Here is a 13714-nt window from a genome sequence, read left to right as displayed (position 1 = left end):
ACCAAGAGTTGGTGAAGGGGAGAGGCGGATCTGCGGGAGGCTCGGAGGGCTCGGGTGCTCCTGGGTTCGGTGAGTTCGTGCAGCCGGGTGTCAGCAATACGAGGATTGAGAGCAGGCCCAGAACTCTTTTCTCAAACATGATTTCGTCTCACCAGACCGTAGGCATTGTTTATGGCGGATCCCTGCTCTTGCTGAGGGCCGTACAGATTGAATACTTCCCTCAATTCCCCCTCGCGTCGATTCGCATGATCGTCTGGAACTCGTGGCCCGAGTATTTCCGCGTAAGGCTTTATCGAGCCGTTCTCATCGACGATGTATGGGTACCTCAACGCAATTTCAGGGGGAAGTGCGTGCGCACCGGTCAGTGACAGATAGTAATGCCTCGTCAAGGCCGGATCGTTGATGTCGGCAATGTTTGCGTCGGCGGGTTGCGTGCCAATAATGATGTCCTTGAGAGGGTTTCCCCCTGCGGACACTAGATCGAAGAAAAGATCGGAGCCGGGTATCACGTGTCCGCCGACCCATGTCACGGCATTGTATGCGTCGGCTTTCCTGTCGTACAGCTCTTTTTCTCGAGCAGCTGTATCGTTGTGTTGGTCCTGGATGGCCAGTTCGATACCTCGATCTGTCAACCCGAGCAGACGACCGGCAGTTGTGAGGTGGTTTGTTGCCCCACTTTCGTAGGGGTTCTGACCGTACCGGAATTCGGCGGCAGTGGCCTCCTCCAGTGCACGGCTATTCAGACACTTCCCGGCCAGTTCGTCGGTGTTCAGGGCTGCAAACACGTTTGCAGAACCAAGGTAGGTTTCGTTCCCGATCGGATCCAGCCAGCCTTCATTATCGAACCCTGGGCGGTCGTCCAGCCCGATGTTGACGAGTCTAGGAATGTACGGCGTCATGCTGTGGGAAATGGTGCGCACCAGTTCGGGATTCACCTCGCCGATCGATTGGTGACCTGTGCCGGGGATGCTCGACAACTGCTGCCACGCAGCATCTGTGCTCATCGCCGACGCGACCGCCGACATGATCCGGCCGCTCCGGGTGGCTTCCGCGACATCGACGGGATCGTTCGGATCCTGGACGGCACCTTCGAGTTCGTCGAAGTGGAACATCGGCGCTGCGGCGGATTCATCGGACCACGAGTGGGTCAGGATGTCTCGTATGAAATCCGATCCATTCGCATCCGTGACTGTCTGCTCGACAACAACGCGATCGTCGGAAACCGCTGCGAATATCGGGTCGAGGTACGGATCGCCCGGCAGGTGGCCGTCGACTTCGAAGATGGTCATATGGCGCTGGGGGCCTTGATCGTGTGTGACCTGTGCTTCGAGGTACTCGCGACCTGCGGCAAGGAGGTTCTTGTCGAGGTCGCTGCCGTGGCGGTAGTCGCCGTCTCCTGCAGCGACGATCGACGCGATGGCGTGAGTGTCCGGGACGCCGTGAAGGGTGGTCTGCCTGAGCGCGGTGCCTCCGACCGCTTCTACGCTGTGGACCACCCGGTCGTCCCGGGACAGTGAGTCGCGGATGCCTTCGGGGAGAAGGTCGAAGCTGCCTCGAGCGGGGACGTCAGGGTCTCCGCTGGTCGCGACGGTGACGGCGTCGGTCGAGATGATCTGCAACGAGTTGGCCAGACCCGCTCGTGCATCCTCCGGCAGCGTCGACATCAACTGCTCCAGTTCTTGTGGGCTGAGTGCGTCGAGCGAACGGGCCATGGTGTTGAGATATTCCATCTGGGATGCGGATATCGAAGTCGGTTCGCCGGAGCGCAGGTCGGCGAGTTGTTCGGTTGTGAGGGTCCCCGATTCGGCTATACGGTGCAGGGTTTCGGCGTCGGCATTGCCGGTCGTGAGGGCTGTGGCGTCGGCCACGGCCTGAGTGTCACCGAGCGCGGCTGCGGAGGTGAAGGCGATCCGCAAGCTGGTGCGGGCCTCTTCAAGACTGCGAGTCAGGTCGAGATCGGCCTGCTCGGCGAGTGAGGCATAACGCTGCAGATTGATCTGCAGCCCTACACGGAACGCCTCGCGGTCTGCGTCCTCTTCGGTGCGGGGGTCGATCACCTCGAGATTCTCGGTGATGGTGAAGCAGTTCTCCTGTGCGGTGGCGAGAGCGTCGCGTGCACCGTCGAGGTTGCCTTTGATCGCGTGGTACCCGGTGGTGATGCTTCCGGCTACGCGCTCGAGTGTGTCGACGATGGAGCGTGCTGTGGTGCGGTCGCTGTGGGCGCGTTCGAAGGCTGCTTCGGCGGCCACGCCTTCCCAGTACTGGCCGTCGACCTTCTCGACGTGGGCGACGTAGTCGTCGAAGAGCCTTTCGATGCTGGTTCCGAGGCTTCTCCAGCCGTCTCGCCAGGTGAGCAGTGATCCGGGAGTCCAGTTTTCGACCTGGGTTCTCGTCGGCGTCACGTGTCGCTGCTCGTGATCCAGGTGCTGGTGGCCGACAGATAGGTTGCGGCAAGCTGTTCGGCCGCGCTGTCGTCGGCGTTCCGGTACTGGGCTACGGTCTGGCGCATGACGTCGGCGGTTTCCTCGAACCGTTCGGTGACGGCAGCGACCAGTGCTGTGTCGAGTAGGTCGGTGGAGATGCTGATGACGGTCCGAAGCGACGACAGGCTCGTTGCCGGAGCGTCGATCCAGGGCTCGTGCGGTACGACCTTCAACGATTCGGCGCTTCGTGCGAGCTGGTCGAGCCGGCCCGACAGCTGCGAGAGTCGATCAAGATCAACTCTCAAGACATGATTCGGCATGTGTCCCCCCCTGACAGCGATGGAGCGTAGCAGAGCGGTCGGACCGACGGATCGCCCTGCGGCAGGGTGCAGGCCGGCCTGTCCGCGGCGGCCACGTTTAGGACGCTGATCGTCCTATATCCGCGACACACTCGCATAATGAGCGAAATCAATTCGACCACGGGACAGCCGAATCAGCCCGACATCACCGACTACGACGATCCCGATGCCCCATGGAATCAGGCTTGGGACCAGGACGGAAGCATCGCGAACTGGAATGATGATGTGATCAAGGAATTCCGCGAGAACTCGGGCAAGGTCGGCGGTGCTTACGCAGGTGGGGATCTCATACTGCTCACCACCACGGGAGCCAAGAGCGGCAAGCGACACACGACTCCCTTGGGACCTCTGTACCGGGGCGACACGATGTTCGTCAGCTCGTTCATCGAGGACAAGTACCCGGCCTGGTGGTACAACATCAAAGCGAATCCTGAGGTCACCATCGAACTTAAGGACACCACCTACCAGGCGACCGGCAGGGCCCTCGAAGGCGCGGACTACGACGAGTTCGCGAGCTGGGTGCTGGCCAACAACCCGTTGCTGGCGGACTTTCAATCCAAGATCGACCGGCTCATGCCTCTGGTCGTGCTGACTCCCGAGGTGAGGTCCGAGGGCTCCTGAGAATCTCTGGCGGCGCTGCCTCCGGTTGTTGTGATTGCCCAGGTGACTACCCTCGAAGCATGGCTGCTATCCCGGATTCACCAGTAGACGCGAACACGGCGGCATTCGGCTTCGAGAGCACCTTCGTCGACGAATTGGGTGACCTCAGTGTGTCGTGGCAGGGCGCCGAGGTACCCGATCCGACGCTCCTCGTCCTCAACGACCAGCTCGCAACGCAGTTGCGGCTGGATGCAGGCGCACTGCGCAAAGACGAGGGGATCGCAGTGCTGTCCGGGGCCGCGACCCCGCCCGACGCGACACCGGTCGCGATGGCGTATGCGGGTCACCAGTTCGGCGGATACGCCCCGCTCCTCGGAGACGGGAGGGCGCTGCTGCTCGGCGAACTCGTGGACCGCGACGGCCGGCGGGTGGATCTGCATCTCAAAGGGTCGGGACCGACGCCCTTCTCCCGCGGCGGCGACGGGTTCGCGGTGGTAGGCCCGATGCTGCGCGAATATCTGGTCAGCGAGGCCATGTATGCCTTGGGTATCCCCACCACGCGTGCCCTGTCGGTGGTGGCGACGGGCCGCCCCGTCCACCGAAACGGTGCCGAGCCCGGTGCCGTGCTCGCCCGGGTCGCGGCCAGTCATCTGCGGGTGGGCATGTTCGAACTCGCGGTTCGGCAGGGCGAGATTCTGCAGACCCTTGCCGACTACGCGATCGCACGGCACTACCCGAACCTGATCGAACTGCCCGCGGAAGGAGAGGGGAATCGCTACCTGGCATTCCTCGAGGCAGTCGTCGACGCTCAGGCATCGCTGGTGGCACGATGGATGCACATCGGCTTCGTGCACGGCGTGATGAACACCGACAACACGACGATTTCGGGGGAGACGATCGACTACGGCCCGTGTGCCTTCCTCGATGCCTACGACCCATCTGCTGTGTTCAGCTCGATCGATCAGGGTGGCCGCTACGCGTTCGGCAACCAGCCCATCGTCCTGAAGTGGAATCTGGCGCGATTCGCCGAGACCCTGCTGACGCTTGTCGCCTCAACGCCGGACGATGCGATCACGGCAGCGACTGCGGTACTCGGGAGATTCGACGAACGCTACGAACATCACTTCGGGAACGGGATGGTCACCAAGCTCGGTCTGGCCGGGCATGTCACCGACCGGACGCTGATCGACGACCTGCTGACGGTGATGGCCGAGCACGGTATGGACTGGACCGGCACCTTCCGTGCTCTCGCAGATGAACTCCGCGGTAACTCGGCGCCCCTGGACGATCTTGTGTCACGCGAGCATATCGGCTCATGGCTGGATCGGTGGCACGTTGCACTCGGAACCCGCGACTATGCCGAGGCGGCGGACGCGATGGATCGCGTCAACCCGCTCTACATTCCACGCAACCACCAGGTGGATGCTGCACTGCGCGCGGCGACCGCCGGCGATCTCGCTCCGTTCGAGACACTGTTGGATGTGGTGACGCATCCCTTCGAACGCCGCGACGAGTGGGCGGTGTACACAACTCCGGCATCCAGTGAGTTCACCGAGAACTTCCGGACGTTCTGCGGCACCTGATCGATCCGATGTGCCGCCAGAAGCAGCAGTCAGGCGACGGCGACAGCCGGATGGAGGAACGCGTCGTCGTAGTCGCGTCGTGCGAGGGCCGTCTTCGCGGCCCGAAGCTTGCGTTGACGCTCCGTGAGGGTGGGATCATCGGTGCCGAAGAATCCTGTGTCGAACGAATTGCGGCCGAGTGGGAATCGGCCGTGGCGCAGCCCCTCGGTCAGGATTCGGCAGTACTCCTCGACGCGCGCTGCTTCCTCGGCGTCGTACGGTGCGTATGAGGCGCCGAAATCGGTGGTAACGCCGCCGAGGTACTCCTTCGCGGCATCGTCGAGGTCCCAGAACAGGCGCAGCGCCAGTGCCCGATCGCACCGCGGGTGACGGATGACGGCGAGCGGTATCTCGAAGCCCTCATCCCAGTTGTAGTTGCTCATGAGCTCCCACAGTCGGAACTCGTCGGTGAGCGACGCGACCCGATCGGCGAGGCTTCCGTGGTCGTCGGAGTCGTGGTTCAGAACCAGTTCGACGGAGGGGTGCATGCACTGTCCTTCGGGCGGTCTCCGGAGCGCATCGGGCGGAGAGTGGTCGAGTCGATTCGCGAGACTACCGAACCGAGAAAGCGGACGCCCTGCGGGCGACAATGCTCAACCGTACGGAGACCCTACGGGTCGCTGAGCTTGCCTTCGGCCCCTTCCCCACAGCTGCCCGGTCGCCATACCCCGATAGACCATCTCGGCCAACGCTTCTGGCCCCACGTCGGAGGTGACGTGCGGCTTACGCTGGACCCGGTCGTTCGTGTCGACCCTCACGAGCGGGTGCTCCACCGCCAGCTGTGGAGACGAAGGTACTGGCGCCCAGTCGGTTTCACGCACGGGGAATGGCACCCCTGCGCGCAGCGTCGAAGCGCTGACGTCGGACTCTGGGAGGCGAGCGACGAATGCCCGACGTGCCGCGGCTACCGGACCGGCCCGCGCACACGTCGCAGCACAAACACCTCGGGGCCCCTCGACGGGTAGGTCGAGAGGCTCAAGAAGTCAGGACGTCAGCGAAGACCCCGGCGGGGTGAGAAGAAGAAGGTCGGTATCGAAGACCGAACCATGAGAAGCGCCCCCTGGGGGCGTGTGGATAGACTCCACCCTACGGTGCATGACAGGACCTCTTCTGTCGTGTGCCCAGACCCCGGTCGGTGTTGGTAGCACCCTCCGGGGTCGACCTGTTGTCAGGTTGGTTCGGGCATCGTCCCATGCGGTGGGGGAGACGTCAACTCGAATGCATGTTCGTGTCGTGATCGTCGGGCGCAGGGTGGATTGCTGCCTCGGTGCGGACGGCGAAACACTCATACCACCAACATCATCTGCAACCCACTCGCCCCGCAGAGTGCAGCACTCTCGTGCCTGACGGAACTGTGTTGGGCTTAGCGCACTGACCGAATCTGTTACCGCCAACTGAGCGCCGGCACGGCGGTATCGGTATGCAGCAGCAGGCAACCGAGGTTGGGTGGGCGAGTGTCAGTCCTGCACGAGCCGAGTGCGGGCGGTCGTGCTGTTTCTCCAATACTCCTCGCGAATGTGACGCTTGTAGAGCTTGCCGTTCGGATCGCGGGGCAACTCGTGCACGAAGTCGATGCTGCGTGGGCATTTGTAGGAGGCGAGCTCGCGGTGACAGTACGACAGGAGCTCGTCTGCAAGGGCGTCGCTGGCGGCATCGGGCTCGACCAATTGCACAACAGCCTTCACCGCTTCGCCCATCTCGTCGTCGGGAATGCCGATGACGGCCACATCGAGCACCGCGGGGTGCCCGATCAGAATGTTCTCGGTCTCCTGCGGGTAGATGTTCACCCCGCCTGAGATGATCATCAGAGCTTGTCGGTCGGTGAGGTAGAGATAGCCTTCGTCGTCGACATATCCCATGTCGCCGAGGGTGCGCCATCCGTTCGGGTGGGTCACTCCCGCGGTTTTGTCGGGGTCGTTGTGGTATTCGAAGGGGCGTCCGCCGTCGAAGTACACGACACCGACCTCGCCGACCGGAAGTTCCTCGCCGTCCTCACCGACGATATGGCACGTTTGCATCGGCCTGCCGACCGATCCCGGGTGTGCGAGCCACTCCTGCGACGAGATCTGGGTGGCTCCGACATCTTCGGTTCCGGAATAGTATTCGTGAATGATCGGCCCCATCCACTCGATCATCCGGTATTTCACCGACACCGGGCACGGTGCAGCGCCGTGTGTGACTTCCTGAAGTGACGACAGGTCGTATGCCGTGCGGTCCTCGTCGGACAGCTTGAGCATCCGCACGAACATCGTCGGCACGAACTGTGCGTAGGTGACGCGGTGGCGCTCGATGAGCTCGAGGCACCGGACCGGATCGAACCGTTCCATCACGACGACCGTGGCACCGAGTCGTTGCGCAGACATGCAGAAGACCAGGGGAGAGCCGTGGTACAGCGGGGCGGGCGACAGGTACACGCTGCCGGCGGTGATTCCTCGCGCGGCGATGCCCTGGGCGACCTGCGAGGTCGGTGAGGCAGGGTCGCCGAAGGGTGTGGCCGGAAGTGGTTTGCGAACACCTTTGGGACGCCCGGTGGTACCCGACGAGTACAGCATTTCGCGGCCTTCGATGCTGTCGTCGAGCGACAGCGGATCGTTGCTGTCGAGGATCGACGCGTAATCGTCGAAACCGGGCAGTGCGCCGTCGGTACACACGCGGACGCCGATGCTCGCCAGATCGATACCTTCGATGACGTCGGACATCGATACGGTCGTGATCAGGGCGGCCGAGCCGGAATCGTCGAGGATGTACTGGACCTCGGCCGATCGCAGGTGTCGATTGATCGCCGTGTAATACAACCCGGAACGCTGAGCAGCCCAAGCGACTTCGAGGAAGGCGTGCGAGTTCTCCATGAGGATGGCGATGTGGTCGCCGGTGGTGAGTCCCTGAGCGCGTAGATACGTGGCGAACCGCGCCGACCGATCGTCGAGTTCGCGATAGGTGACCACATCTCCTCTGCCCATGATGATGGCGGGCGCGTCCGGGGTGCGCAGGGCGTGGGCGGTAGGAGTCAGTGCGATCTCCGTCGGTTCGGCCGCGGCTGCTGTCATCAGTGCCTCCCAGGTTCGACATACGCATGAGAATGTGATTCTTATGTGTGAGAGTATCGTTTCGAACCGGTCCGGGCCAGCCCGGTTTCAGCCCTGAGCCGAACCGGCGCTCGTGCAGTCGCTCCAGTGAAGGAGTCCAGATGTCGAACCTCATCCGTCGCAGACCGGCGATCCGCCGCACGATGCTGATGCCGGTGCTCGTCGCGGTGATTGCCCTGGTGGTGGGAGCTTGTGGAGGCGGGGGAGCAGCGGGCAACGCCGACACCGATGCGGATGCCGGCGACCCGATCCTGGGTGGGACGGTCAGTGTCGTGCAGGGCGGTGAGCCCCGTTCGCTCGATCCGGCCACTCTCGTCAACGCGTGGGTATCGAACAGTCTCATCGGCAATACCCTTTACGGAACGCTACTGGTCAACGATCCCGAGACACTCGAAATCACCCCGGTGCTCGCCGAGTCGTTCGACACCGCCGACGGTGGCGCAACCTTCGAACTGGCACTGCGCGACGGCCTACGCTTCACCGACGGAACCGCCTACGATGCCGAAGCCGTCCGCTACAACTGGGAGCGGATGCGCGACGAAGCTTCCGGGTCACCATCTTTGATCCAGGCCTCGCAGATCGCCGCCCTCGAGGTGACCGACCCCCTGACGCTGCGGGTGACCTTGCAGTCACCCAACCCGCACTACGCCCAGTCCGTGGTGTGGAGCGGTCTGAACTGGATTGCCTCCCCGGCGGCGCTCGAGGCCGGACGGCAGGCGTTCGACGACCGCCCCGTCGGGGCCGGCCCGTTCACCATGGCCGAGTGGCGGCGACAGGACCGGATCATGCTGGAGCGCAACGTCGAATACGAGCCTGCACCCTACCTGGACGGCATCGAACTGGTCCACAACGGCGACACGAACCAACGCATCAACGCCGTGGTCTCCGGCCAAGCCGGTCTTGCTGTCGAGGGGAGCTGGGCGTCGCTCGGACGCGCCGAGGACGCAGGCCTTCGCACCCTCGTCGAACCCACGGGTGGCGGGCAGTTTCTGGCGCTGAACACGCGTCGTGCGCCGTTCGACGACGAACGCGCTCGACGGGCACTCGCGCTCGCCATCGATATCGACTCGCTGAACGAGGTGGTCTTCGCGGGCCGCGCCGATCTTCCGCGGACCTTGTTCGACGAGACTTCGCCGTTCTATGCAGACATTCCGATCCCTGCACACGATCCGGACGCAGCACAGAAGTTGTTCGACGAACTCGCCGCAGAGGGCAAGCCCGTGTCGTTCACCTTCCTGGCCTACACCTCGGTCGAGAACAAGGCCATCGCCGAGGCGGTCCAAGCGCAGCTCAGCGCGTTCGACGGCGTCGACGTCCGGGTGGAGGTCCTGGATTTCACCTCCGCTCTGCCACGGCTCAACACCTACGATTTCGATGTGGCGATCACGTCGGCGACGATCCTCGACCCCGACACCGCGCTATGGGCAAACTTCCACGGCGACTCTCCCGGAAACTTCACGGGTATCGATGACCCCGAGCTCAACGCTGCCATCGACGAAGGCCGGACAGCCGACCAGCTCGCCGACCGCGGTGCGGCCTACGCGACCGCGCAGCAGCGGATCGTCGATCTGAATCCCGCAGTCTGGTATATCCGCACCGCGCCTGCCGCCGTGGTCGGTGAGGGAGTGCACGGTGTGCAGATGTACGGGATGGGCTCGATCCGACCGGAGTTGTTGTGGACAACGGGATAGTTCGCGGTGTCACCGGGGCGGATTACGGAGCGCTTGATCCTGGCCAGTCATCGCTGCTCAACCGACGGCGCGGAGTCCCGTGAGCACACGAGCATCTCGTTGCCGCCGATCTGGAATTCGTAGTCGACGCTGCGGATCTCGGTGGTGATGCCATCGTCGGCGAGCCGGCCTCTCAAGACCTCGAGATTCGGGTATCTGCTCGATCCCATGCCGACGAGCGGGAAGATCCGTACCTCGGTCGCGGCGACGCGCATGAGCTCGCGCACGGCGCGGTGGTGGAACGACAGGTCGAGCCGGTCTTCGTAGCTGAACAGAAAATGGGAGCTGAGCACAAGATCGAAACGTTCGTCGGTGAACGACAGTCGAGGTAGCGCACCGGCGACGTAACGCTCAGGGTGCGCGCGGTGATGGTCTGCGAACCGATTTCCGGAGGCACTACGGGAGGACGAGTGATGCTCCGGATCGGTGAAGAAAGTCCACATGTACTCGTCCGAATGGGTGCGGCAGTAGTGGTTGCCACGTTCGGTGTCGCGCTGCCCGAGAGCAGTGAGCTCATCCGCTGTGTACTGCCCATACACAGGATCACATGCGGTGACGTCTCCACCGGCAGCGCACACCTCGGCGGTGAAACTGGCGGTGCCACCGGGACAATCGAGGATTCGACGACGCAGGTCGGCCGGGGAGAGAGCGAACATCGCGCTGTACTCCGTCATCGACCGGGAGGTCACCAAGATGTCGCCGATGACGTTCGGTGAGGCAGTGCTGGAGGTGGTTGATCGAGGGTCGCAAGGCATAGAAGGCACTCCATAGGATTGGGAGCCTGCCTGCGTGGACATCCGGCGTGGTGAACAGGGCCGAGCCGCCAGCGCAGGCGACTCGGGACACGCGTAAGCGTCACGGCCGCAGTAGCGGCCGCCACCAGTTACGTGCAGCGGACAACACCCCGACACAGTAGCGGACCCATCGGCCCGTGAATGCGGGTACCGTCGGCCTGTTCGACGACTGTCGCCATCCGCCTACCTTTCTCTTTCCTGTGTCAGTGGACAGGGAAGTATGGCGCACTCGGCGCTGGGGTGGCACATGAATTTCTGAGGTATCAGTCGCGGGGGAGATCTTGGGTCGTCAGGTCCGGAGACGATGGCCGCACGGCGAGTCCTTGCGCGGTCGCCGCGTCGCGCACCGCGTCGATCACCAATTGCAGCGGTTGCCGATGCAGATCCGAGCCTCGGTACGCTATGGAAATCGTCCGCATCAGCGGTTCGGCGAGTGCGACGACCTCGATACCCGGAGGACGCAGCGTCAGACCCAGATCGGAGACGAGGGTGACGCCCAGGCCTGCCGCGACCATCGCGAGCGCGGTGGCCTGCTCGCCGACCTCATGGTTGATCCGAGGCTCGAATCCGAAACGTTGGCAGGCCAGACGCACTGCGCGCCCGAAATGCGACCGGGGTCCGGCAAGGATCCAGGGGTGCTCTGCGAGATCTGTCAGCGTCATGGTCCTGGCCGAGACTGTGCCCTGAGGTAACGCGGCGTGCAGTCGCTCCACCGCGATGACCACCCTGGTCAGTTCCGGATCCCACGGCATCGGATAGTCCGAGTAATCGATGACGAACGAGAAGTCGAGCGTGCCGTCCCGCACCGCGCCCGCGGTCTCCTCCGGTGCGAGTTCTTTCGTCCGCACCTCGATACCGGGGTAGTCGACGGCCAGCAACATGAGCGCATTCGGGAGCAGGCTCGACGCGACAGATGCCCAGACACCCCCCGTCAATCGAGCATTGACTCCGTCCTGCGTCCGCTCGAGGGCAGTGGTGGCGCGCTCCACCGACCGCATGATCTCCTCGGCATGCTCGGCAAGGATCAGTCCCGCTTCGGTGAGCTGCACCCGTCGGCCGCGTCGCTCGAAAAGCTTTGCCCCGACCTCGCGTTCGAGCAGAGTGAGCTGCTGTGACACGGCGGATGTGGTGTAATGCAAGGCCTGCGCCGCAGCTGTCACCGTGCCTCGGCGATGCAATTCCCGAAGCATCCGCAACCGTCGCAGAGACAGCTCCATGTCGTCAGGGTAGGCGCTGTGTAGTAACCGTGAACGTAATCCTTCAGGTTTCGTAACTGGACGCCGGATTATCAGCGAAGGCACCCTGACGTTATCGGCCGAACATCTGCGGTGCCGACAACCTTCTGAGGATGAGTGGGGTGACTCGGGTGACCACAACAATGGAACGCGGATTCGGGGCAGGCCCGGACGACCGAGAAGCTGGCAACCGTGAGCCACTGTTGCGCATGACCTGGACCGACCCTGTCACCGGAGCTCACGGATACCTCGTCGTGCACACTTCGGTCTCCGGCATGTCGACCGGGGGTACCCGCATGCGGGCGGGTTGCACGATGTCGGAGGTCGAGGATCTGGCCAGAGGTATGGCAGCGAAGACCGCCGTGTTCGACCTGCCGGTCGGCGGTGCGAAAGGTGGCATCGATTTCGACCCGAAGGATCCTCGTGCTGTCGGGGTTCTCGAACGGTTCTGCCAGGCGATGCGGCCGTGGCTCGATACCCACTGGGTGACCGCTGAGGATCTCGGGGTGCCCCAGCACCTCCTCGACGAAGTCTTCGGGAGGCTCGGCCTGCAACAGTCCTATCACGCGGCGATCGGGCGGTCGGCGGACCCGGAGCGGACGCTGCGCCGGGTTCACGACGCGTTGAACGCCCCGGTCCCCGGTGGTTTTCTGCTCGGCGATGTGGTCGGCGGTTACGGTGTCGCGCAGGCCTGCATCGGCACGATGCACGCCCAGGGCTGGGTTCCGTCCGAGACCACGGTGGCGATCCAGGGTGTCGGCACCATGGGCGGCGGCGCCGCCTGGTACCTGCATGAAGCCGGCGTACGCGTGATAGCTGTCGCTGATGCCCTCGGCACGTTGTACTGCGCTGATGGAGTGGACGTTCCGGCGTTGCTCGCTCTGCGAGACGGATACGGCGAAATCGACAGGTCCCGCGTTCCGCCGAGTGTGCAGCAATGGCCGGTCGGGGCCGTGATCGGTGTTGCGGCAGATATTTTCGTGCCTGCCGCGATCTCTTACGCGATCACCACCGACAACGTCGACCAGGTTGTGGCGAAGGTCGTGATCGAAGCGGCCAACGCCGCGACCACACCGGAAGCAGAGGCGGTCCTCACCGGCCGGGGTATTCCCGTCGTACCGGACTTCGTCGCCAATTCCGGTGCCGTTGCGTGGGCGTGGTGGGTGCTGCTCGGTCACGTCGGTGTGGACCCCGATGACTCGTTCCTGCGCTTGCGGACCGAAATGCTGGCCAAGGTCGCGATACTGCTCGAACGGTGGGTCCTGTACGGAGCGGCGCCGCGTCGGACCGCGTGGGAACTGGTTGCGGCGCACCACAGTGCGTCGGTGCCTGCTGATCCCCTCGCGGTGCAGGTGCTCACCATCCCGTGAACGGTGCGTGTGCTTTCGGCTGGAAGGCTGTGCCGGTTGGGAGCAGGTTACCGATCAGGACGGTTGCCGGTATCGCGCGGCTCGGGTAGAGCAGCAGCCGAGCTGAAGCTGGGCATCATCGTGGAGTGGACATCGAGTCCTGGCAGATGCTCGGGGTTCCGCACCGAACCAGATGGTGACGGCGAAGGCGCTGCAGCAAGAGGACATTCGGGCGGCACCGCTGGTCCATGGGCGTGGGTCGTGGATCCGCGCTCGAGGGTATCTCGTCGGCCCCGTGTCCTGGCACGTACCGCTGCCAGGGCACACGGGCGCCCTGGTGACGGTGGCTGTCTTCGTGTTCTGTTGCCGAACTACGCGACCAGATCCGGCCGGTTCCCCGGAATCGGCGTGCGGAACAGATCCACACTCGCCGGCGGAAGGGCATTCCCCCCGGAGTGTGGACATCCTGAACACTGGGCCATGAAGGGCCCAGAAGGAGTGATGTCACGATGGTGA

Annotated in this window: 10 protein-coding genes; 4 read left to right on the top strand and 6 right to left on the bottom strand. The window is 63.7% G+C overall.

Annotated features, from left to right (window positions below):
- Positions 1 to 131 precede the first annotated feature (131 nt).
- Positions 132 to 2402 carry a hypothetical protein gene (locus HCA61_RS22835; RefSeq protein WP_169690485.1) on the bottom strand — a complete coding sequence of 757 codons (2271 nt, stop codon included), beginning with the start codon at positions 2400 to 2402 and terminating at the stop codon, positions 132 to 134.
- Complete coding sequence (locus tag HCA61_RS22830) at positions 2399 to 2743, bottom strand: hypothetical protein (RefSeq protein ID WP_206040464.1); 345 nt, start codon at positions 2741 to 2743, stop codon at positions 2399 to 2401. The genes HCA61_RS22835 and HCA61_RS22830 overlap by 4 nt, the downstream gene beginning before the upstream one ends.
- Before the next feature lie 138 nt (positions 2744 to 2881).
- On the opposite strand from HCA61_RS22830, the gene HCA61_RS22825 reads away from it, so the two are divergent.
- Positions 2882 to 3403, top strand: coding sequence for a nitroreductase/quinone reductase family protein (locus tag HCA61_RS22825; protein ID WP_169690483.1), 522 nt, complete (start codon positions 2882 to 2884; stop codon positions 3401 to 3403).
- A 59-nt stretch (positions 3404 to 3462) separates the two neighbouring features.
- Entirely contained in the window at positions 3463 to 4965 is a 1503-nt protein-coding gene (locus tag HCA61_RS22820) for a protein adenylyltransferase SelO (protein WP_169690482.1), read from the top strand.
- A 29-nt stretch (positions 4966 to 4994) separates the two neighbouring features.
- On the opposite strand, the gene HCA61_RS22815 is transcribed toward HCA61_RS22820, so the two are convergent.
- Positions 4995 to 5492, bottom strand: coding sequence for a DUF4274 domain-containing protein (locus HCA61_RS22815; protein ID WP_169690481.1), 498 nt, complete (start codon positions 5490 to 5492; stop codon positions 4995 to 4997).
- Between the two features lie 969 nt (positions 5493 to 6461).
- The gene (locus tag HCA61_RS22810) at positions 6462 to 8051 is read right to left on the bottom strand and encodes an acyl-CoA synthetase (protein WP_169690480.1); all 1590 of its coding nucleotides are present in this window, start codon (positions 8049 to 8051) and stop codon (positions 6462 to 6464) included.
- 140 nt (positions 8052 to 8191) lie between these two features.
- On the opposite strand from HCA61_RS22810, the gene HCA61_RS22805 reads away from it, so the two are divergent.
- Complete coding sequence (locus tag HCA61_RS22805; RefSeq protein WP_240960032.1) at positions 8192 to 9781, top strand: ABC transporter substrate-binding protein; 1590 nt, start codon at positions 8192 to 8194, stop codon at positions 9779 to 9781.
- A 47-nt stretch (positions 9782 to 9828) separates the two neighbouring features.
- On the opposite strand, the gene HCA61_RS22800 is transcribed toward HCA61_RS22805, so the two are convergent.
- Both HCA61_RS22800 and HCA61_RS22795 read right to left on the bottom strand, forming a co-directional pair.
- Positions 9829 to 10494, bottom strand: coding sequence for a methyltransferase domain-containing protein (locus HCA61_RS22800; RefSeq protein WP_240960031.1), 666 nt, complete (start codon positions 10492 to 10494; stop codon positions 9829 to 9831).
- A 383-nt stretch (positions 10495 to 10877) separates the two neighbouring features.
- A complete protein-coding gene (locus HCA61_RS22795; protein WP_169690478.1) occupies positions 10878 to 11831 on the bottom strand; it encodes a LysR family transcriptional regulator in 954 nt (317 codons plus the stop codon).
- A 149-nt stretch (positions 11832 to 11980) separates the two neighbouring features.
- On the opposite strand from HCA61_RS22795, the gene HCA61_RS22790 reads away from it, so the two are divergent.
- Positions 11981 to 13219, top strand: a complete 1239-nt coding sequence (locus HCA61_RS22790) for a Glu/Leu/Phe/Val dehydrogenase dimerization domain-containing protein (protein ID WP_346777631.1) — start codon at positions 11981 to 11983, stop codon at positions 13217 to 13219.
- Positions 13220 to 13714 lie beyond the last annotated feature (495 nt).

Origin of the sequence: Rhodococcus sp. HNM0563 (assembly GCF_012726195.1) — a bacterium.
Lineage (GTDB): Bacteria > Actinomycetota > Actinomycetes > Mycobacteriales > Mycobacteriaceae > Rhodococcus.
The sequence above is the reverse complement of the archived record's forward strand: the minus strand, read 5'-3'. Positions and strand labels throughout refer to the sequence as shown.

Bases quoted from the DNA above. Each gene is read 5' to 3' on its own strand.
- HCA61_RS22795 (WP_169690478.1), bottom strand. From the start codon at position 11,831: ATGGAGCTGTCTCTGCGACGGTTGCGGATGCTTCGGGAATTGCATCGC.
- HCA61_RS22805 (WP_240960032.1), top strand. From the start codon at position 8,192: ATGTCGAACCTCATCCGTCGCAGACCGGCGATCCGCCGCACGATGCTG.
- HCA61_RS22825 (WP_169690483.1), top strand. From the start codon at position 2,882: ATGAGCGAAATCAATTCGACCACGGGACAGCCGAATCAGCCCGACATC.
- HCA61_RS22810 (WP_169690480.1), bottom strand. From the start codon at position 8,051: ATGACAGCAGCCGCGGCCGAACCGACGGAGATCGCACTGACTCCTACC.
- HCA61_RS22830 (WP_206040464.1), bottom strand. From the start codon at position 2,743: ATGCCGAATCATGTCTTGAGAGTTGATCTTGATCGACTCTCGCAGCTG.
- HCA61_RS22820 (WP_169690482.1), top strand. From the start codon at position 3,463: ATGGCTGCTATCCCGGATTCACCAGTAGACGCGAACACGGCGGCATTC.
- HCA61_RS22815 (WP_169690481.1), bottom strand. From the start codon at position 5,492: ATGCACCCCTCCGTCGAACTGGTTCTGAACCACGACTCCGACGACCAC.
- HCA61_RS22800 (WP_240960031.1), bottom strand. From the start codon at position 10,494: ATGACGGAGTACAGCGCGATGTTCGCTCTCTCCCCGGCCGACCTGCGT.